The organism is Microbacterium sp. ZKA21 (genome assembly GCF_050434165.1).
In the GTDB taxonomy this organism is placed as follows: Bacteria; Actinomycetota; Actinomycetes; order Actinomycetales; family Microbacteriaceae; genus Microbacterium.
Genome location: NZ_JBNPVV010000003.1, coordinates 446321 through 464832, shown reverse-complemented (window position 1 = coordinate 464832; position 18512 = coordinate 446321). Strand labels below are relative to the sequence as shown.

Genomic DNA, 18512 nt, shown 5'->3' with positions numbered 1-18512 from the left:
TCTACTCGTCGACGGCCTTGCGGTTTCCGCGCAGATAGACGAACGCGAAGACCAGCGAGATCAGGATCAGGATGTTGCTGAAGGCCGCACCGACGCCGAACTCGAAGTCGATGAACGACGTCTGGTACGAACGGATCGCGATGGTCTGCGTCGCGTTCGCAGGTCCCCCGTTGGTGAGGCCGAGGATGATGTCGATGACCTTCAGCGTGTAGACGACACCGAGCACGAGCACGACGTTGATGACCGGTCGCAGGTTCGGCAGTGTGATGTGCCAGAACGCCTTCCACCCGGTGGCCCCATCGAGCGATGCGGCCTCGTAGAGCTCCTCAGGGATGTCCTGGAGCCCGCCGTACAGGATGGTGACGTTGAACGGGATGCCGATCCAGATGTTCACCAGGATCACACTGAGCAGGGCTACATCCGGGCTGGTCAGCCAGGGGACGGCCCCGATGCCGAGGCTGCCGAGGAACGCGTTCAGGATGCCGCTGTCCTGATCCATGATGGACCGCCACGTCGCGCTGGCGACGATCAGCGGAAGCAGCCAGGGCAGCAGCAGCATGGCCCGCAGGAATCCGCTGAGCGGGAAGCGGTGATGGAAGAACACCGCCAGTGCGAGGCCGATCATGAACTGACCGGCGATCGACCCGATCGTGAAGAGCGCGGTGTTCGTCATGGCCGGCCAGAACAGGTTGCTGCTGACCACCGTGAGGTAGTTCTGCAGGCCGACCCAGGGCGCTTCTCCGGTGAAGAAGGTCTTGGTCGTGTAGTCCTGGAAGCTCATCGTGAGGTTCTTGACCACCGGGTAGCCGAAGAACAGCACGATGTAGAGCGCGGCCGGCGCGACGAAGAGCGCCTTGACGATCGTGTCCCGTCGGAATCGGCGCCGTGGGCGCGTGGCAGACGGCGGCGCCGTGACGGCCGGCGCGGACGTGGTCGCAGTCGTTGTCATCTCGATCTCCCTTCCGGATGCCCCGCGGCGCGCCGGGGCGCGACCGCGGGGCGTCGGATGCGGGCTCAGCCCTGGGCGGCCTGCTCGAATGCGACGTCGGGAGTCGCCTTGCCGGTGAGCGCGAGCTGAATGGCGTTGTAGATCACGGTCGCCTGCGTCGGCCATTCCTCGCCGAGCTTTCCGGTGCGGGAACGGGCATTGACGACCTGCTCCGCGAAGGCGGCCATGTCAGGCACCTTCTCGGTGAACTCCGGGATGACGTCGGTGCGCGTCGGGACCGTGAAGCGCGTCTCGGCCGCCTGCAGCGCGATGTCGTCGCTGCCCATGCACTCGACGAACTTCGCGGCGTTGGCCTGCTTCTCGGCGTCGCCGGTCTGCGGAACCGTCCACACCTCGCCCCCGAGCGGGGCGACCGGCGTCTGGCCGGCCTCGTTCACCGGCAGCTGCACACTCGCCCAGTTCACGTCCGTCTCGTTCAGAGCCGGGATGTTCCACGGACCGTTGACCATCATGGCGGCCTTGCCTGCGGCGAACTGGTCCTTCACGTCGCCCTGGCTCCAGTTGATGACGCTCTGGGATGCCGAGCCGGAGTCGACCAGGTCCACCCAGAGCTGCAGCGCCTCGGCGTTCTCGGGCGTCTGGAGGTCGGTCTCGTCTCCGCCGTTGGTCCACATGAACGGCAGGAACTGCCACGAGCCCTCGTACGTCGCGATGGCGGAGAACGCCATGCCGTACTGGTCGCCGACGGTCAGCTTCGCCGCGGCATCCTTCAGCTCGGCCCATGTGGTGGGCGGGGCGATGCCGGCGGCTTCGAGGATGTCGACGTTGTAGAACAGGCCGAGGGTGTTGACGGCCGGAGCCAGCCCGTAGACCTCGCCCTCGTAGGTGGCCGCTTCGATGATCCCGTCGATGTAGCCGGACGTGTCGACGTCGAAGTCGCTCAGCGGCGCCAGCGCGCCGCTCGCCGCGATCTCCTGCACGTCCGGGTTGTCGAGCATGAGCACATCGGGCAGCGTCTTCGAGGACGCGCGCTGGAGCACCTTCTGGATGAGGTCCTTGCCGGGCACCGACTCCCTCTCGATCGTCAGATCGAGCTCGGCAGCGCACTGGTCGAGCAGATCCTGGACGAGCCCCTTGTCCGGCTCGTTGTTGTAGTAGTCGAGGATCGTGATCGTCGACGGGTCGCCGTCGGAGGCGCCTCCACCTCCGGAGCTGCACCCGGCGAGTGCGAGCGGAACGATCGTGAGGGCCGCGGCGGCCGTGAACAGGGTGCGTCGAGTGCGCATCGGTGACTCCTTTGTGTGAGATGCGGGTACAGCGAAACGGTGCCGGACGGGCTCGGTGCGCCCTCGTCGCGGCGATCGTTAAAGCGTTTAAACTCTCGGTGGGAACGAGTATGGATCGATAAGTTGTGGTTGTCAACAAGTGGAATCGAACGGGAGCGCAATGGTCACCATGAATGACGTCGCGAAGCGCGCGAACGTCTCGATCGCGACGGTCTCGTTCGTCCTCAGCGGGGCCAAGCCGATATCGGCAGGGACGCGCGAGCGCGTCGAGACCGCGATGCGCGACCTCGGATATCGGCGCAACCCCGTGGGTGCGGCGCTGGCTCGGGGCCGCACGAACATCATCGCTCTGCTCTACCCGGCGCTGCAGCGACCGGCCACCGGCTCCGTGATGGGCTTCTTCACGAGTGCGGCCGCCCGCGCGCAGGAGCGCGGGCTGAACCTCGTGATGTGGCCGATCAGCAACGACGCGAACGAGGCCGCCGCCCTCGCGAACACCGGCCTCGTCGACGGCGTTCTCCTCATGGAGGTGCAGATGGAGGACGCGCGGGTCCAGGCGCTCCTCCCGGGCAGCACGCCCTTCGTCCTCATCGGCCGCACCCGCGACCCCGCCGGCCTCACCTTCGTGGACGTCGACTTCGAGACGTCCATGTCCGAGGCCGTGGCGGCTCTCGACGAGCTCGGACACCGCCGGATCGCGTTCATCACCGGGAACTGGGGAGACCTGCATCTCGAGGGCCACGGCGCCGCGGAGCGCTCGCGCGCCTGCTTCCGCAGGGAGATGTCTCAGCGCGGCGACTCCGATCCGCTGATCGTGCCGTGCCCCGAGAACTCACTGGACGGACGCCGGCTCGGCCGGACACTGGCGACCGAGCATCCGGAGCTCACCGCCCTCGTGCTGATGAACGAGCACGCCGCGCCCGGCATCGTGATGGGCCTGCGGGATGCCGGCAGCCGCGTGCCCGACGACATCTCGATCATCTCGATCGGCTCCTCCGCCAACATGGCGGGGATGGCCGATCCGCCGCTGAACTACATGCGGACCCCTGGAGAGGAGCTCGGGCGGCTCGGCGTCGATGCGATCATCGAACGGATCGCCAACGCCGACGCCGAGCCCCCAGCCGTGCTCCTGGCGTGCGAGATGCAGCCCGGCGAGTCGCTCGCACCGGCGCGAGCGACTCGCTGAGCCTCAGAACTCGGCGAGCGCGACCGGAGACGGTCGCTCGCACGTGCTCTCGACGACGACCGTCCCGCCCTCATCAGCCGCGCGCAGCACCGACAGCATGATGTCGAGCGCGTGGTATCCGACGGCCCCGGACGCACGAGCTGCTTCCGCACCGGAGACCGCGCGGTCATGGATGCCGATGCCCCGCCCTGCCCCGACGTATCCCGCCGAGACCGGAAGGGTCTCCCAGGCGTCGCCGCCGAGCGTGCGCAGCTGGACGTCGCCGTCGAAGTTGTTCGGGTCCGGGACGACCAGCGACCCCGTCTCGCCGTGCACCTCGATGCTGGACGCCTTCGTGGCGACCGTGTCGAACGACATCACGACCGTCGACAGCGCCCCCGACTCATGCGTGAGAACCGCGGTGATGTGAGTGAGCACCTCCACGGGGATGCGCTCGCCGGCCCGCTCGCCCGAACCGATGACGCGCTCGCTGCGCGTACGACTGCCCGCTCCGACGACGCGTGCGACCGGTCCCAGCAGTTGGATCAGCGCCGAGACGTAGTACGGCCCCATGTCCAGCAGCGGCCCACCGCCGGGGAGGTAGTAGAAGTCCGGGTTCGGATGCCACCGCTCATGCCCCGCGGTCATCATGGTCGCCGTCGCGGAGATCGGTCGTCCGATCAGCCCGTCGTCCACGGCCTTCCGCGCAGTCTGGATGCCGGTGCCGAGCACCGTGTCCGGAGCGCAGCCGACCCAGACGCCGGCACGGGCGGCCGCGTCGAGCACAGCGGCAGCGGATTCGGCATCCGACGTCAGCGGCTTCTCGGTGTAGACCTCCTTGCCTGCGGCGATGATCCGCTGGGCGACCTCGGCGTGGGCGGCCGGGATCGTCAGGTTCACGACCAGCTGGATCGACGGCTCCGCGAGGAGCTCATCGATGCTCAGCGCCTGCACGCCCGGCACCCGGGCGGCAACCTCGGCCGCACGCTCGGGCACGAGATCGGCGACGGCGACGAGTTCGACGCTGCCGAGCCGGGAGAACGTGTCGAGATACTGGGCGGCGATGTTGCCGCATCCGATGATCCCGACTTTCAGCGTGCTCAACGGCTGGCCCACAGCATCCCCCGCTCGATGATGGTGCGCACGTTCGGGTCCTCGAGGATGTCGACCGAGTGCCCGGGGGTCGCGACGAAGATCCGCCCCTTGCCCCACAGCCTCGTCCACACCGCCGGTGAGACGATCGGCCGATGCCACGGGTGGTACGGCTGCACCGGATGCGTCGTCGTCGCGAGCACGTCGTTGAGGTCGTCGTGCAGCACCCAGTACTGCTCGGTCTCGAGCTCGAAGTCGTCGATGCCCGCCATGATCTCGTGCGAGCGGCCGAGGTCGGTCAGCTCGACCGTGTAGCTCAGGTAGTTGTCTCGCTCGCCACCCGGTCGCTCCTCAGGATGGCGCCCCGGGTGCGTGGCGAACTGCCCTCCGATGAGCTGCAGGTAGTCGGAGTTGTTGCGGTACGAGTCGGCGATGCCGCCGTGCCATCCGGCCATGCCGGCGCCGGCTTCGATCGCCGCACGCAAGCCCTTCAGCTGGTCCTGCTCGATCGTGCTCATCGTGTTGCTCTGCACGATGAGGTCGACGCCCGCCATCGTCTCGGCGTCCGCGTAGACCGCGGGCCCCTCCTCGATCCTGACGTCGTACCCCTGATCGCGCAGGAACGGCACGAACAGATCCGTCGCCTCGACAGGATGATGCCCGTCCCATCCACCGCGCACGATGAGGGCTGAACGCGTAGTGCTCACCAGGTCTCCTTTTCCGATCGACGCTGATCTGGACATCGCGTCGTCCTCGATATATGTTGCCAGAAACAACTTTTGAAATGAAACCGTCGAAGGAGACAGACGTCGATGCGTGTTGCGATGATCGGCCACGGATTCATGGGTGCCGCCCATTCTCAGGGCTGGCGGACCGCCCCGCGGTTCTTCGATCTGCCGGTCCGACCCGAGATGCATCTGCTCGTCGGACGGGATGCGCAGAAGACCGCAGCCGCCGCCGAGCAGTGGGGATGGGCTGAGACGGCGACCGACTGGCGCACCGCCGTCGAGCGGGATGACGTCGATGTCGTCGACATCGTCACCCCCGGCGACACGCACGCCGAGATCGCCCTGGCAGCGCTGCGCGCCGGAAAGCACGTGATCTGCGAGAAGCCGCTCGCGAACAGCGTGGCCGAGGCCGAGGAGATGACCCGCGCCGCCGAGGACGCGGCCGGCCGCGGCATCCGCTCCATGGTGGGCTTCACGTATCGCCGCGTCCCGGCGGCCGTGTTCGCACGGCAGCTCGTGGCCGACGGTCGACTCGGCGAGATCCGCCAGATCCGCGCCGAGTACCTGCAGGACTGGCTGACGGATGCCGAGGCGCCACTGACCTGGCGGTTGCAGAAGGACAGGGCGGGATCGGGGTCGCTCGGCGACATCGGCGCCCACGCGATCGACATGGTCGAGTACGTATCAGGCATCCCGCTGTCGAGCGTGTCGGGAATCCTCGAGACGATCGTCGACGAACGCCCGCTGCTCGGCGAGGGCGTCGGACTCTCCGGAACTGCTTCGACGGAGCGCGGGCCGGTCACTGTGGACGACGTCGCCCTGTTCCACGGCCGGTTCGCCAATGGAGCCCTCGGCTCCTTCGAGGCGACGCGCTTCCGCACCGGTCGCAAGAACGCCTTCCGCTTCGAGATCTCAGGGTCCCTGGGGGCGCTGTCGTTCGACATGGAGCGACTGAACGAGCTCGAGTTCTACGACGCGACGAACCCCGACCTCGAGCAGGGTTTCCGTCGCATCCTCGTCACCGAGGCCGGCCATCCCTACACCGGCTCGTGGTGGCCCACAGGGCACATGCTCGGGTACGAGCACGGGTTCTCGCACCAGGTCGTGGACTTCGTGCAGGCGGTCGCCGACGGGACGCAGCCTCGGCCGTCGTTCGCGGATGCGCTGCATGTGCAGCGGGTGCTGGATGCCGTGGAGCGCAGTTCTGCGGCCGGGAGCGCCTGGACGCCGATCGGCGACTGAGGCGCCCTGCCGGTGCCGCCTGCTTCGAATCGCTCGAATGACCCCGAATCACCCCGTTGAAGGGTCATACGCGCGATTCGAACGAGCCTGACTCGCCCTGCGAGCGCCGGTTCTATGCGCCGGCGCGTTGATTACCGCAGGACGAACGCCGCTGCACCGATGAGCGGGCCCTCGTCGCCCAGGCCGGAGCGGACGACACGGGTGCGGCGGGAGTACTCGTGCGCCGCGCTGGCGGTGAGAGCGGCCTGCACGAGGTCGATGTAGTCGTCCGAGACGCGCGAGAATCCGCCGCCGATCGCCACGACGTCGAGGTCGACGAGGGTCGCGGCATCCGCCAGCGACTCTCCGACAGCCTTCGCCGAGCGCTCGATCGCGGCCCGCGCGGTCGCATCTCCGGCCGCGGCATCCCGAGCGAGATCCTCACCGGTCGCGCCGGTCCAGCCCTGCGTCTGCGCCCAGGCGGCGCTCGCTGGCCCGGAGGCGATCTCCTCGAGGGTCAGCCCGCCCTCGCGGCGGACCTGTCCGAGATGACCGGCGTTCCCGGTGGCACCGGCGATGTAGGCGCCGTTCACGACGAAGCCGCCGCCGACTCCGGTCGACACGACGATCGACAGCGACGCATGCGCATCTCGCGTCGCGCCGCGCCACGACTCGGCGAGCGCGAGCGCCCCGCCGTCATGGCCGAAGACCGTGGGCAGCTCACGGCCGAGGATCCCCGAGGCGGTCGTGCGCACCGCATCCGCGAGACCGTACCCGCGCGCCTGCGGCATGTTCACGGGGAGGATCTGTCCGGTGCTGCGGTCGACCGGACCCGCGCTGCCGATCCCGGCACCGACGAGTTCGGCGTCGTCGGGGAGGCGGGAGAGCGCATGGGCGATCACGGTCGCGATCGCATCGTCGAGCGACGCGGGCGTGGCATCACGGCCCGTCGCCCGGCGGCTGCGGCTTCCCCGCACGAGCGTGCCGTCGTCGGCCACGAGCGCGGCTTCCATCTTCGTACCGCCGATGTCGACGGCCAGCGCGTAGCGGGTCACTGGTCTCCCTTTCCGCGCGGTCCCTGCGCGTTCGTGCATCGGAGATTTCCCTTCGGTCGGAGCAGATCAGCCCGATCGCTCCGACGATGCGCAGATCTCCGACCGACGGTCACTGCGGGTCGAGCCCGAGGTCGTCGAGGTCGAAGGCTGCGCGCCACTCGAGCCCGGCCGCTTCGATCGCGGCCTGCGCGCCGGTCTTGCGGTCGACGATCACGGCGACGGCGACGACCTCTGCGCCTTCGCGGCGCAGCGCCTCGACGGCCTTGAGAGCGGACTGGCCGGTGGTCGAGGTGTCCTCGAGGACGACGACGCGCTTGCCCGCGACATCCGCGCCCTCGATCTGGCGACCGCGGCCGTGGTCCTTGGGCTCCTTGCGGACGACGAACGCGTCCAGCGGGCGCTCGGTCGCGACGGATGCGTGCATGACCGAGTTCGCGATCGGGTCGGCGCCGAGCGTCAGGCCACCGACGGCCGCAGCATCCAGGTCCCCGATCAGATCGAGCATGATGCGGCCGATGGCTGGGGCGGCACGGTGGTCGAGGGTCAGCTTGCGCATGTCGACGTAGTACGTCGCCTTCTTGCCGCTGGAGAGGGTGAAGTCGCCGTGGAACACGGCCTCATCCGTGATGAGGGCGAGCAGGGACTGGCGGTCTGCGTCGAGGGTCACGGCATCCAGTGTAGGGCGCGGGCTCTGGAGGTGACGGCGCGTCTCGCCTATCGTGGCCGTGCACGCACAGGATGCCGGAGGTCTCATGTTCTCGTTCGATCCCTATGCCGAGCTCGCCGAGCTGCGCCCCGTGGCGCCGTTGGAGCTGACCAGTCCCGATTTCGCACCCGGCGGGCCGCTGCCCGTGTTCGCCTGGTCCGCGTCCCGCGGCGGTGAGGATCGCGCACCCGCCCTGCAGTGGTCGCAGCCGCCGGCAGGGACTCGGAGCATCGCGATCAGCTGCTTCGATCCGGATGCCCCGACGGGGTCGGGCTTCTGGCACTGGGCCGCATTCGACCTCCCCGGTGGCACCATGTCGCTCCCCGGCGGGGATGGCACAGCCGCGTCGCTGCCGGGTTCGGCGCGCGTGCTGCCGAACGAGCAGCGCACCGAGCGGTTCATCGGCGCGGCGCCGCCGGCCGGCACCGGCATCCACCGCTACTTCTTCGTCGTTGACGCGCTCGATGTCGAGACGCTCGACATCGAGCCCGGCTCGACGCCTGCGGTGCTGGGCTTCAATCGGCACTTCCATGCCCTCGCGCGCGGCGTCCTCATCGGGACGGCCGACCCGGCGGAGCGCTGAGCTACTCGGAGAGCGAGTGGCCGAGCACCGACAGCGTCGCAGCCTGCGCCGCTGTCGCACTGTCCCCGCGTGTGCGCACGAGCAGCCCGACGACGGATTCCGTGACCAGCATCAGCGCAGCGCGCGAGGTGTGCAGCAGCTCGTCGCGGAACGAGTCGTTGATCGGCGCCACGACGAGTGCGACATCCGCGTTCTCGGCGACCGGCGAACGTGGGAACGAAGTGATCGCGAGCACCCTGGCTCCGCTCGCCCGCGCGGCGGTCATGACGTCGATGGATGCCCGGTTCACACCGGAGCCCGAAACGACGAGGCAGGCCGATCCGGCCCCGAGCTGCGAAGCCGTGATCTGCTGGCCGAGCGTGTCCGCCACGTACTCCGCCGGCCGCCCCGCCGAGGTCAGCCGCATCGCGAGGTCGGCACCGATCGGTGCCGACAGGCCGTTGGCCGCGACGAGCAGCCGCATCGATCCGTCGAGCTCGTCGACGAAAGCCGCCAGCGTCTCCTCTGTGACGGCCGCGACGGTGTGGGCGAGCCGGGACGCGAAGCGGTCGACGGCGCCGCGCAGGGCACCCAGCATCGTGGTGTCGGCGGCGGCATCGTGCACCGGTGCGGCGCTCGCGCGCTCCCGCGCGAGCGCGACGCGCAATTGCGGATACCCGTCGTACCCGAGCGTCTGGGCCGTGCGGACCACAGTCGTGCGGCCGACGCCGACCGCATCCGCGATCTCCTGCGCGGTCCGCTCGATCGACGCGTCCACGTCCGCGGCGATCGCCTCGGCGACCCGACGCTCGCTGGGCTGCATCGAGGGGGCGAGCATCGCGATGCGCGCCGTGGGCGGCGCGTCAGCGGGTCCTTGCCACATCGGTGCGCTCCTTCTTCGTCGCGACGGAAGCCCTCATCCGTGGACCGCGCATGATCCGCCGCCGGATCGCGCCGGAGACCGCATCCATGAGCATCGTCGCGAGCACGACGACGATCAACAGCATCCCGACCGTATCCCACTCGCGGAAGTTCGTGTAGTTCGCGAGCATGCTGCCGATGCCTCCCGCGCCGACCAGCCCCAGGACGGCCGAAGTGCGGATGTTGATCTCGAAGCGATAGAGCGCGAACGAGAGCAGCGTGGGCGCGGCGGCGGGCCAGAGCGCCCACCTGGTCACCTCTGCGGTGCTGCCGCCGGCGGCCCTGACCGCTTCGGACGCGCCCTCCTGCACCGACTCGACCGTCTCGTAGACCCATTTCGCCTGCGTCCCGATGCCGGCGATCGCCAGCGCGAGAGCACCGGTGAACGGCGTGAGGCCGGTGACGGTGAGCAGCAGCAGTGCGATGATCACCTCCGGCACGGCCCGGATGACCGCGAACACCCCGCGCAGGGGCAGGCGCACCCAGACCGGGCCGACATTGTTCGCGGCGAGCATGCCGAGCGGAATCGACACGATCACGCAGCCGATCGCCCCGATCCAGGCCATCGAGATCGAACGCCAGGTCTCGAACAGGGCCTGCGGCAGCTTCTCCCAGTTCGGGTCGGCGAACATGAGCACGAGGTAGCGCCAGATCTGCGCGGGCAGCGCACCCAGGTCGCCCCAGGGAATCGGCAGGCCGGCTGCCGCGATCAGCACGACTCCGCCGACGACGACCGCGACGATCGTCGGGACGAGACGGGACGGATGCCGCGGCAGGTCGAGCCCGATGGCTCGCGCGGTGGTGGAGAGGCTCATACCAGTCGCCTCCGCAGGAAGTTCGAGAACACTTCGATGAGCACGACGACGACGAGGATCTCGAGCACGATCACCGCGACGTCGTCGTACGCGTAGAAGGCCCGGCGCTCGTCGAGCAGGCGTCCGATGCCGCCGGCGCCGACGATCCCCAGGATCGCCGAGATGCGCACGTTGAGCTCGAGCGTGTACAGCCACTGGTTCGCGAAGAGCGGCCAGGTCTGCGGCAGGACGACGCTGCGGTTGATCTGCGTCTGCCCGCCGCCGGTGGCGCGTCCGGCCTCGATGACGGGCAGGTCGGTGGAGTCGATCGCCTCGGATACGAGCTTGACGATGATGCCGATGTCGAAGAGGAACAGGGTGATCAGGCCGGGGAGGGCGCCGACGCCGACCATCGCGACGAGCACCGTCGCGTAGACGAGGTCGGGAACAGAGCGGATGACGTTGATGACCGTCCGCACCGCGACGCGGGTCGGGGTGTTCGGGTTCGTCGGGGCGGCGGCCCACAGGGTCAGCGGAACGGAGATCACGGCGGCCAGTGCGGCGCCGACCACCGCCATCTGCAACGTCTCCAGCATTGGCCCGAAAGTCCGGGGCAGGAACGAGAAGTCCGGCTGCAGGAGCTGCGCGAGAAGCCCCGACCCGTTGCTCCAGTTGCGGATGAGTGCGCCGAAGTCCAGGTCGATCCCGCCGATGGCGGGGATGCAGGTGGCGACCGTGAACACGGCGAACGCCAAGGCGACGAGCGTGGTGCGCACCCGTGACGTCGGCTTGGGCGGAACGACGAGACGTCGGGCTTCGGTCGTCATGCGCCGAGCACATCCCTCGGCTGGATCGGACGCCCGTAGATCTGCTCGAAGTCGTGGTCCGCGGCATCCGCAGCGGGTCCGTCGTAGACGACCTCGCCCGCTCGCAGGCCGATCATGCGCGTCGTGTACTGACGTGCGAGGTCCATCAGGTGGATGTTGACGAGCACCGTGAGGTGCTCCTCGACGTTGACGCGGCGCAGGTCGTGCATGACGGCGTGAGCCGTCGGCGGGTCGAGGCTGGCGACCGGTTCGTCGGCGAGCATGACGCTGGGCTGCTGGGTCAGTGCTCTCGCGATCGCGACGCGCTGCTTCTGCCCTCCGGAGAGCTGGCCGGCGCGGTTCCAGACCTTCTCGAGCATCCCGACGGAATCGAGGGCCCGCAGCGCGAGCTCGCGATCCTCGGCCGTGGTCAATCCGAGCAGCGTCCGCCACGTGGGAGTGTGCGCGAAGCGTCCGACGAGCACGTTGCGGTACACGTTCGCACGATCCGCGAGGTTGAACCCCTGGAAGATCATGCCGATGTGACCGCGCATCTCGCGGAGTCGTCGACCGCGCATGCCGGTCACGACGTGCGGACCGACCGTGACCGTGCCGCTCGTCGCTGGCACGAGACCGTTGATCGTGCGGATGAGCGTGGACTTGCCCGACCCGGACAGGCCGACCACCGAGACCATCTCTCCGGCGGCGATGTCGAGAGACACACCGCTGAGGGCGCGGGTGCCGTTGGGATACGTGACCGAGACGTCGTCGAGACGGATCGACCACGACGCGGAGGCCGGGGGCAGAACCCCGGCCTCCGCGTGCTGCGGATCAGTGTGCATGTTCTCAGTTCAGCGTGTCAGTTGGAGAATTCAGCGAGGATCTCGCCGTAGCGGGTGATCTCGTCCTCAGCGGTCTCGCTCGTCCAGTCGGACAGGCCGACGAGGTCGAACATCACGGATGCCGCCTCTTCGGACGAGTCCGCGTAGCCGTCGAGCAACTCGGTGAGCTCCGCGACGAGGTCGTCGGGAAGCGTCGAGGTGACGGCGACACCCCCGTTCGGGATCATCTCGGTGTAGGCGAAGGCGACGACCTTCTCCGCGATGTCCGGCGCCTCTTCCGTGACGGTCGTGCGAGCATCCCAGTACGCGAAGCTGACCTCGGCGTCGCCGTTGTAGACGGCGAGGACCGCGTTGTTGTTGCCTTCGACGGGGACCTGGGTGATCCCGGCATCCGTGTCGACGCCCTCTTCGCGCATCGCGACGACCGGGTACTGGTAGCCGGCCGGCGACGTGGCGGCCTGCAGGGCGACCTTCGTGCCGTCGGTGATCTCGCCGAGCGCCTCGATGCCGGCGGGACCGGAGCCGGTCGCATCGGAGGCGGCCTCTTCGATGCCGTTGCAGTAGGACAGCTCGATGCCGCTGGCCGCGTAGGTCGACAGGACCGGCTCGTCCTCGCAGTACCTGTCGGGGTTGTTGGTGTACGCCACGGACGCGTAGGACGTGGCGCCGAAGCGCACATCGCGGAGGATCAGCTCGGCGTCGTAGCGCTCTGTGGCGTTGTACAGCGACCCGGCGTCGGTGATGATGACCTGCGCCTGGTCGGTGCCGAGCGCCTCGACGGTCGCGGCGTAGTCGGATGCCACGACTCCCTTCACCTCGATGTCGAGGTTGTCCGACAGGTACGTGGTCAGCGGGTCGAGCGCCTGGGCGAGGTCCTCGCCCTCGACCGACGGCACCAGCGACAGGGTGATGGACGACGGCCATTCGGTCGCCTCGCCTGCCGTCTCTTCGGCTGCGCTGCTGCTGCAGCCGGCGAGCGCCAGGACGGCGACGGCGGCGATGCCCGTGGTGAGCAAGGACTTACGCATTCGGATCGTGCCTTTCGGTGAGGGTGGTGCTGCGGGGGGTACTGGATGCCGCAGTCGCGGCCCAGGCTTCGATGTCGCCGTACAGGTCGGCGATCGTCCGGCCGCGCATCGTCACGGCGGCCGGGGAGCGTTCGGCAGTGGCACCGACGAGCGCCGTGGCGGCGCCCAGCTCGGCGGCCGGCGCGAGATCGAACTCGAAGATGTCGCCGACCGAGAGGACAGGACCTGCAGCGATCGCCGCCCGGATGATCGGGACGAGCCCTGCCGGTTTTCCGACCGTGAAGTGCAGGTCGTCGAACAGATCGGTCACGCCCCATCCGTCCAGGACCGGGCGGATGCCGGCGCCTGGCGCGTTGGTCGCGAGGACCACGCGCACGTGCTGGTGGATCCGGTGGAGGAAGTCGGCGAGGCCGCCCGGCGGCGCGATCGCGGCGTGGTCGGAACCGAGCAGCGCCCGCGACGACTGGTAGGCGGCCTCGAGCGCATCGGCGGTGACGCCCTGCCTGACGGCGAGCGTGCTGATCACGTCGTACCCGTCGCGTGCGTCGGTCTCGCCGCGTTCGAAGGCGGCGAGGTCCGCCATCGCGCGATCCGCGAACGTCGGGTCGTCGGCCGCGGTCGCGACGGCACGGGCGAAGGCCTCGAGCGGTCCAGCGCCGAGCGCGATGGTGCCGTCGAAGTCGAGGACGAGGGTGAGAGTCACGGTTCTCCTGATCGGATCGGGACGATGCGTCCATACTGGCATTCGTCTTTGGACATTACGACCATCCTGTGTGAACAGCGCGTGAATTCCGATTCCGCCGCGACGGATCGCGCCCGCTACGCTCGTCGTCGTGATCGATCGATTGGATGCCGCGGTCGCCGCGTACGACGCCGCGGACGTGCTGTCGATGTTCGATTGGCTCGGTCCGGCGATCGATGCGGACGCCGAGGCGGACCGATTCGCGCGCTGGGGTCGCTCCACGATCGTGGACGAGAACGTCGGAGCCCCTGTCCTGCCCCGATCGATGTTCGATGCCCTGCACACCCGCGCCGGTCTGGACTCGGCATGGCCGGTCGGCAATGCCGGGCTGCTGCACGTCTATGGCTACCTGCTCTCGACGACGCCCACCCCGTACGGCCTGAAGCGCGACCGCTGGCTGGATGGCGACCTCGCCGTCGCCTGCGTTCTCACCCCCGACGCCTTCGTGCCGTGGGCCGGCGAGCGCACGCTCCTCGACCGCGTCACCGAGGTCGCCGAGATGCTGATCACCGCCGCTCCGGTGCGCGTCCAGCACCTCGACGGCGCGGATACCGTCGTCGCGATCGCCGACCGCCGACCCGCGGCATCCGCCCTCGCCTACGCTCTCGGCTCCCCCGCGCACGGACGTCGCCTGATCACGATGTTCCCCGTCGCCGACCCCGCTGCGCTGCTCGCCGACCTCGACTCCTCACTCCCGCGGCTCCGCTGGAACGCCGTCCTCTGACCTCTGCTCAGCATTCCCCGCGTTTCGCCTGCTCGCTGGCCCTCGCGCTCAACCAGCGGGTGGGCACCGCCGCCCTCGTTCAACCAGCGGGTGGGCACCGCCGCCCTCGCTCAACCAGCGGGCAGGAAGTCCCGTGACCCCTTCGGCACGCGGCGAAGCCGTCGTGCCCCCCGACGCAGTCGTCGGCGAAGCCGACGCTGCCGCCCCTCCCCCTTCCCCTGTTGTCCAGGTGGCCTCCCCCGTTCCGGACAGGGCGGAGGGATGCTCCGTGAGCGAGCATCGGGAGGGACCCGCGAAGCGGGAGGGACCCTCGGCGAGCGAACGGAGCATCCCGCAGCCCGCCGCTCACCCCGCACGACGCCGAAGACGAGCCCGCCCCGCACGAGTGTCCGCCCCGCCCCGTAGGCTTGAGCCATGCGCTTGGCCACCTGGAACATCAACTCCATCCGCACGCGCGTCACCCGCGCCGTCGAGTTCGCCGTCCGCGAGGACATCGACGTCCTGGCCTTCCAGGAGATCAAGTGCAAGCCGGATCAGTTCCCGTACGAGCCGTTCGAAGCGGCCGGTTATCACGTCGAGGTCCACGGCTTCAATCAGTGGAACGGCGTGGCGATCGCGAGCCGCCTGCCCATCACGGACGTGCGGACCTCGTTCGACGGGATGCCGGGCTTCGCCAAGGGCCACGAGGGTCCTGATGCCCCGCAGGAGGCGCGCGCGCTGGGCGTGATGGTCGACGGCATCCGCGTGTGGAGCCTGTACGTCCCGAACGGCCGCAGCCTGGACGACCCGCACTACACGTACAAGCTGCACTGGCTCGAGCAGCTGAAGAACGCGACGGCGGCGGAGCTCGCCGCGAACCCGGACCTGCCACTGGCGCTGGTCGGCGACTTCAACATCATCCCGTTCGACGCCGACAACGGCGACCCGGCCATCGTCGAGGGCGTCTCGACGCACGTGTCGCCTCCCGAGCGCCAGGCGTTCTTCGCCCTCGCCGATGCCGGCGTCACCGACGTCGTCCGTCCGCTCCTCCCCGAGGGGTACACCTACTGGGACTACCAGCGTCTGAAGTTCCCGCGCAACGAGGGCATCCGCATCGACTTCATCCTCGGATCCCGGGCGCTGGCGGATGCCGTGACCGGAGCGTCCATCCATCGCGAGGAGCGCAAGGGCGAGCAGCCGAGCGACCACGTCCCGGTGGTCGTGGACCTCGCCTTCGGCGCGGTGGAAGAGGATGACGATCTGCCGATGATCTTCGCGTGATCCGCCTCATCGCGACCGATCTCGACGGCACGCTGCTGAACTCTTCCCAAGCGGTGTCGCCGCGCACGCGTGCCGCCCTGGACGCCGCGCGCTCCACCGGCATCCGCGTGGTGCCGGTGACCGCACGCCAGCCGATCGGGCTGCAGCAGGTCGCGGCCGGGGCGGGTTTCGATGACTGGGCACTGTGCGGCAACGGCGCCTACGGCGTGCATCTCACCACCGGCGAGCACCTGTTCGCCCAGGAGATCCCGCCCGCCGTGCAGCAGGACCTGGCCGACGCGCTGGGCCGGGTGATCCCCGATCTCGTCTTCGCGAGCGTGCGCGATGTCGGCGCCACGTTCGTCGCGCAGCACGGATATGCCGAGCTCGCCGCCTTCACCGACCACAAGCGCGACCCGGCGACCATGGGCGGTGTGTCCAGGGCGGAGGTGCTCGCGTCACCGAGTCTGAAGCTGGTCATCCGGCATCCGTCCGTCCCGATCCCGGAGATCTTCGCAGCTCTGCAGGCGCTCGGCCTCACCGGCTTCGAGGCGACCCTGTCCGGCGCTCCCTTCGTCGAGGTGATGGCCGAGGGTGTGACGAAGGCGACCGGTCTCGCTCAGCTGTGCACCCGCCTCGGCATCGACCGCACCGAGGTCCTCGCCTTCGGCGACGCGCTCAACGACCTCGAGATGCTGCACTGGGCCGGGCTCGGCATCGCGATGCCGGACGCCGAGGCTGCCGTTCAGGATGCCGCTGACGAGATCGCCCCGGCATCGAACGACGAGGACGGCGTGGCCCTCGTGATCGAGCGTCTCCTGACCTGAGCGCGCGCTAAGCCCCCATGGTCCCCGTCTGCACCTCGCCCGGGGCGGGCGCGTAGCGCAGCAGCAGCGTGCCGCCGTCGCCGCTCGTCGCGCTGAGCAGCGTCATGTTCGCGGGTGCGGCGCCGTCCGGGAACACCTTCTTGCCCTGTCCGAGCACGACCGGATACACCCACAGCTGCAGTTCGTCGTAGAGCTTCTCGGCGAGCAGCGTCTGCGCGAGGTCGATGCTGCCGATCACGTGCACGTCGCGGTGGCGCGACCGCAGCTCGGCGATCTCGGAGACCAGATCGTCGCCGATCCGGGTCGACCCCGACCACGACAGGTCGATGCCGGCATCCCGCGAGGCGACGTACTTCGGCACCCGATCGAACAGCTGCCCGATCCAGCCTTCCTCGCCAGTGGTGTGCTGCGGCCAGTACCCGGCGAAGATGTCGTAGGTCCGGCGTCCGAGCATCAGCGCGTCGAGGGTCTCCATGCCCTCGGAGACGCTGCGCCCGACGGCTTCGCTCGGCAGCGGCGCCTGCCATCCGCCGAAGGGGAAGGCACCGGATTCGTCCTCCTCCGGTCCGCCCGGTGCCTGGGCGACGCCGTCGAGGGTGGTGAACAGGTCGATGATGATGCGTCCAGTCATGATGCGCTCCTCTGCGAATCGGACACGATGAGCGGTGCGATGTGGAAGGTCGACGCGAAGGCGTCCAGTGCGCTCTCGTCGCCGCGCACCACGGCGACGAGATCCTGCGCGATCGCCTCGGCGGGCGTCACATCTCCGGCGATCAGGCGCCGGATGCCGGGGCCGGCGACGATCACGGCATCCGGTTCCCCCGTCGGCAGGCCACCGCCGACGGGGGGTGCCGGCGGGGCGAGCTGCGTGATGGAGAGGTCGCCGGCCGACACGATCACCCGCAGCACGATGTCGCCGAGGTGCAGCTCGAAGTCGGCATCCGCAGCTCCCGACGGCTGGAACGAGGTCCGCAGCGCCATCGTGAGCGAGTCCGGCGTGACGACATCACCGGGCTCCGGGTCCCCCATCGCCTGGAATCCCCAGCGGCCCAGCGCGAGCATGACGGGCTCGAGCGAGCGCCCGTAGGGCGTCAGCTCGTACACCAGGCCGCAGTTCATCAGCGGGACCCGACGCACGACACCGCCCTCCTGCAGTTCCTTGAGCCGTGTGGAGAGGATGTTGGTCGGGATCCGAGGCAGCCCCTGCTTGAGATCGGTGTAGCGGCGAGGGCCGACGAGCAGGTCGCGCACGATGAGCATCGCCCAGCGCTCCCCGATCAGCTCGACGGCCGTCGTGATGCCGCAGTACTGGCCGTAGCTCCGGGCGGCCATCAGGCCGACTCGGCTCCCTGCTCGGCCATGAACTCCTCGGGGCCCTGGTCTGCGGCGGCCGGGTCCATGTAGAGGAACTCGATGCCGTTGCCATCAGGGTCCTCGAGGTCGCGCGAATACATGAAGCCGTAGTCCTTGGCCTCGTTCGGCTCCGTTCCGCCCGCGGCGAGACCGGCGGCGAGCACGGCATCCACGTCCTCGCGCGAGTCGCGGCTCAGCGCGATGAGCACCTGCGCGCCCTCGCGGGGGTCGACGATGGGCTTCTCCGTGAACGTGCCGAAGTAGTCGCGCGTGAGAACCATGAAGTACACGTCTTCGCTCCACACGATGCAGGCGGCGTTCTCGTCGGTGAACAGCGGGTTGATGTCGCAGCCCAGCGCCGTGTAGAACGCTTTGCTGCGCTCGAGGTCGGCGGTGGGCAGGTTGACGAAGATCTTGGTGGACATTTCTGACTCCCTTGTCGATTCCGGTCGTCCGATGCGGACGACACAAC

Annotated in this window: 21 protein-coding genes; 6 read left to right on the top strand and 15 right to left on the bottom strand. The window is 69.1% G+C overall.

All coding sequences use genetic code 11. The features are described from left to right. Position 1: 1 nt before the first annotated feature. Both M2317_RS09565 and M2317_RS09560 read right to left on the bottom strand, forming a co-directional pair. Entirely contained in the window at positions 2-949 is a 948-nt protein-coding gene (locus M2317_RS09565; protein ID WP_429459529.1) for a carbohydrate ABC transporter permease, read from the bottom strand. 65 nt (positions 950-1014) lie between these two features. Beyond that, complete coding sequence (locus M2317_RS09560; protein WP_429459527.1) at positions 1015-2235, bottom strand: sugar ABC transporter substrate-binding protein; 1221 nt, start codon at positions 2233-2235, stop codon at positions 1015-1017. A gap of 160 nt (positions 2236-2395) precedes the next feature. On the opposite strand from M2317_RS09560, the gene M2317_RS09555 reads away from it, so the two are divergent. Further along, entirely contained in the window at positions 2396-3421 is a 1026-nt protein-coding gene (locus tag M2317_RS09555; protein ID WP_429459525.1) for a LacI family DNA-binding transcriptional regulator, read from the top strand. Between the two features lie 3 nt (positions 3422-3424). Here the strand turns inward: M2317_RS09555 and M2317_RS09550 are convergent, their stop codons facing one another. Continuing rightward, entirely contained in the window at positions 3425-4516 is a 1092-nt protein-coding gene (locus M2317_RS09550) for a Gfo/Idh/MocA family protein (RefSeq protein WP_429459523.1), read from the bottom strand. Then, positions 4501-5235, bottom strand: coding sequence for a ThuA domain-containing protein (locus M2317_RS09545; protein WP_429459522.1), 735 nt, complete (start codon positions 5233-5235; stop codon positions 4501-4503). The genes M2317_RS09550 and M2317_RS09545 overlap by 16 nt, the downstream gene beginning before the upstream one ends. Before the next feature lie 81 nt (positions 5236-5316). Between M2317_RS09545 and M2317_RS09540 the strand changes: the two genes are divergently transcribed. Next, positions 5317-6462: a Gfo/Idh/MocA family protein gene (locus tag M2317_RS09540; protein WP_429459581.1), complete on the top strand. Its 1146-nt coding sequence runs from the start codon at positions 5317-5319 to the stop codon at positions 6460-6462. Positions 6463-6593: 131 nt separating this feature from the next. Here M2317_RS09540 and M2317_RS09535 read toward each other — a convergent pair whose 3' ends face one another. Together M2317_RS09535 and pyrE are read right to left on the bottom strand one after the other, a co-directional pair. Further along, positions 6594-7496, bottom strand: a complete 903-nt coding sequence (locus M2317_RS09535; protein ID WP_429459520.1) for an ROK family protein — start codon at positions 7494-7496, stop codon at positions 6594-6596. A 109-nt stretch (positions 7497-7605) separates the two neighbouring features. After that, positions 7606-8163 carry an orotate phosphoribosyltransferase gene (pyrE, locus tag M2317_RS09530; RefSeq protein ID WP_429459519.1) on the bottom strand — a complete coding sequence of 186 codons (558 nt, stop codon included), beginning with the start codon at positions 8161-8163 and terminating at the stop codon, positions 7606-7608. 52 nt (positions 8164-8215) lie between these two features. Between pyrE and M2317_RS09525 the strand changes: the two genes are divergently transcribed. Beyond that, a complete protein-coding gene (locus M2317_RS09525; RefSeq protein ID WP_429459517.1) occupies positions 8216-8785 on the top strand; it encodes a YbhB/YbcL family Raf kinase inhibitor-like protein in 570 nt (189 codons plus the stop codon). A gap of 1 nt (position 8786) precedes the next feature. Here M2317_RS09525 and M2317_RS09520 read toward each other — a convergent pair whose 3' ends face one another. Genes M2317_RS09520 through M2317_RS09495 form a run of 6 tightly spaced genes read right to left on the bottom strand, consistent with a single transcriptional unit; the run spans position 8787 to position 13858 of the window. Further along, positions 8787-9647 carry a MurR/RpiR family transcriptional regulator gene (locus M2317_RS09520; RefSeq protein ID WP_429459516.1) on the bottom strand — a complete coding sequence of 287 codons (861 nt, stop codon included), beginning with the start codon at positions 9645-9647 and terminating at the stop codon, positions 8787-8789. Next, positions 9628-10500: a phosphonate ABC transporter, permease protein PhnE gene (gene phnE / locus M2317_RS09515; RefSeq protein ID WP_429459514.1), complete on the bottom strand. Its 873-nt coding sequence runs from the start codon at positions 10498-10500 to the stop codon at positions 9628-9630. The genes M2317_RS09520 and phnE (M2317_RS09515) overlap by 20 nt, the downstream gene beginning before the upstream one ends. Then, entirely contained in the window at positions 10497-11306 is an 810-nt protein-coding gene (gene phnE / locus M2317_RS09510) for a phosphonate ABC transporter, permease protein PhnE (protein WP_429459512.1), read from the bottom strand. Before phnE (M2317_RS09510) ends, phnE (M2317_RS09515) begins: the two co-directional genes overlap by 4 nt. Beyond that, positions 11303-12127 (bottom strand): phosphonate ABC transporter ATP-binding protein, encoded by an 825-nt coding sequence (gene phnC / locus M2317_RS09505; protein WP_429459510.1) that lies wholly within the window; start codon positions 12125-12127, stop codon positions 11303-11305. Before phnC ends, phnE (M2317_RS09510) begins: the two co-directional genes overlap by 4 nt. A gap of 17 nt (positions 12128-12144) precedes the next feature. Next, positions 12145-13155: a phosphate/phosphite/phosphonate ABC transporter substrate-binding protein gene (phnD, locus tag M2317_RS09500; protein WP_429459509.1), complete on the bottom strand. Its 1011-nt coding sequence runs from the start codon at positions 13153-13155 to the stop codon at positions 12145-12147. Continuing rightward, positions 13148-13858: an HAD family hydrolase gene (locus M2317_RS09495; RefSeq protein WP_429459507.1), complete on the bottom strand. Its 711-nt coding sequence runs from the start codon at positions 13856-13858 to the stop codon at positions 13148-13150. The genes phnD and M2317_RS09495 overlap by 8 nt, the downstream gene beginning before the upstream one ends. 130 nt (positions 13859-13988) lie before the next feature. On the opposite strand from M2317_RS09495, the gene M2317_RS09490 reads away from it, so the two are divergent. From M2317_RS09490 to M2317_RS09480, 3 genes are all read left to right on the top strand, one after another. Further along, the gene (locus tag M2317_RS09490) at positions 13989-14621 is read left to right on the top strand and encodes an amino acid deaminase (RefSeq protein ID WP_429459505.1); all 633 of its coding nucleotides are present in this window, start codon (positions 13989-13991) and stop codon (positions 14619-14621) included. A gap of 414 nt (positions 14622-15035) precedes the next feature. Then, complete coding sequence (locus M2317_RS09485; protein ID WP_429459504.1) at positions 15036-15881, top strand: exodeoxyribonuclease III; 846 nt, start codon at positions 15036-15038, stop codon at positions 15879-15881. Beyond that, positions 15878-16687, top strand: a complete 810-nt coding sequence (locus tag M2317_RS09480; protein ID WP_429459502.1) for a Cof-type HAD-IIB family hydrolase — start codon at positions 15878-15880, stop codon at positions 16685-16687. The genes M2317_RS09485 and M2317_RS09480 overlap by 4 nt, the downstream gene beginning before the upstream one ends. 7 nt (positions 16688-16694) lie before the next feature. Here M2317_RS09480 and M2317_RS09475 read toward each other — a convergent pair whose 3' ends face one another. Genes M2317_RS09475 through M2317_RS09465 form a run of 3 tightly spaced genes read right to left on the bottom strand, consistent with a single transcriptional unit; the run spans position 16695 to position 18465 of the window. Further along, positions 16695-17318, bottom strand: a complete 624-nt coding sequence (locus M2317_RS09475) for a dihydrofolate reductase family protein (protein WP_429459500.1) — start codon at positions 17316-17318, stop codon at positions 16695-16697. After that, positions 17315-18019: a winged helix-turn-helix transcriptional regulator gene (locus M2317_RS09470; protein ID WP_429459498.1), complete on the bottom strand. Its 705-nt coding sequence runs from the start codon at positions 18017-18019 to the stop codon at positions 17315-17317. Before M2317_RS09470 ends, M2317_RS09475 begins: the two co-directional genes overlap by 4 nt. Next, positions 18019-18465, bottom strand: coding sequence for a VOC family protein (locus M2317_RS09465; protein ID WP_429459497.1), 447 nt, complete (start codon positions 18463-18465; stop codon positions 18019-18021). The genes M2317_RS09470 and M2317_RS09465 overlap by 1 nt, the downstream gene beginning before the upstream one ends. Positions 18466-18512 lie beyond the last annotated feature (47 nt).

Excerpts from the sequence above, each read along its gene's own strand:
- M2317_RS09565 (WP_429459529.1), bottom strand. The coding sequence starts at position 949 with ATGACAACGACTGCGACCACGTCCGCGCCGGCCGTCACGGCGCCGCCG.
- M2317_RS09560 (WP_429459527.1), bottom strand. The coding sequence starts at position 2,235 with ATGCGCACTCGACGCACCCTGTTCACGGCCGCCGCGGCCCTCACGATC.
- M2317_RS09555 (WP_429459525.1), top strand. The coding sequence starts at position 2,396 with ATGGTCACCATGAATGACGTCGCGAAGCGCGCGAACGTCTCGATCGCG.
- M2317_RS09545 (WP_429459522.1), bottom strand. The coding sequence starts at position 5,235 with ATGTCCAGATCAGCGTCGATCGGAAAAGGAGACCTGGTGAGCACTACG.
- M2317_RS09540 (WP_429459581.1), top strand. The coding sequence starts at position 5,317 with ATGATCGGCCACGGATTCATGGGTGCCGCCCATTCTCAGGGCTGGCGG.
- M2317_RS09520 (WP_429459516.1), bottom strand. The coding sequence starts at position 9,647 with ATGTGGCAAGGACCCGCTGACGCGCCGCCCACGGCGCGCATCGCGATG.
- phnE (WP_429459514.1), bottom strand. The coding sequence starts at position 10,500 with ATGAGCCTCTCCACCACCGCGCGAGCCATCGGGCTCGACCTGCCGCGG.
- phnE (WP_429459512.1), bottom strand. The coding sequence starts at position 11,306 with ATGACGACCGAAGCCCGACGTCTCGTCGTTCCGCCCAAGCCGACGTCA.
- phnC (WP_429459510.1), bottom strand. The coding sequence starts at position 12,127 with ATGCACACTGATCCGCAGCACGCGGAGGCCGGGGTTCTGCCCCCGGCC.
- phnD (WP_429459509.1), bottom strand. The coding sequence starts at position 13,155 with ATGCGTAAGTCCTTGCTCACCACGGGCATCGCCGCCGTCGCCGTCCTG.
- M2317_RS09485 (WP_429459504.1), top strand. The coding sequence starts at position 15,036 with ATGCGCTTGGCCACCTGGAACATCAACTCCATCCGCACGCGCGTCACC.
- M2317_RS09475 (WP_429459500.1), bottom strand. The coding sequence starts at position 17,318 with ATGACTGGACGCATCATCATCGACCTGTTCACCACCCTCGACGGCGTC.
- M2317_RS09470 (WP_429459498.1), bottom strand. The coding sequence starts at position 18,019 with ATGGCCGCCCGGAGCTACGGCCAGTACTGCGGCATCACGACGGCCGTC.
- M2317_RS09465 (WP_429459497.1), bottom strand. The coding sequence starts at position 18,465 with ATGTCCACCAAGATCTTCGTCAACCTGCCCACCGCCGACCTCGAGCGC.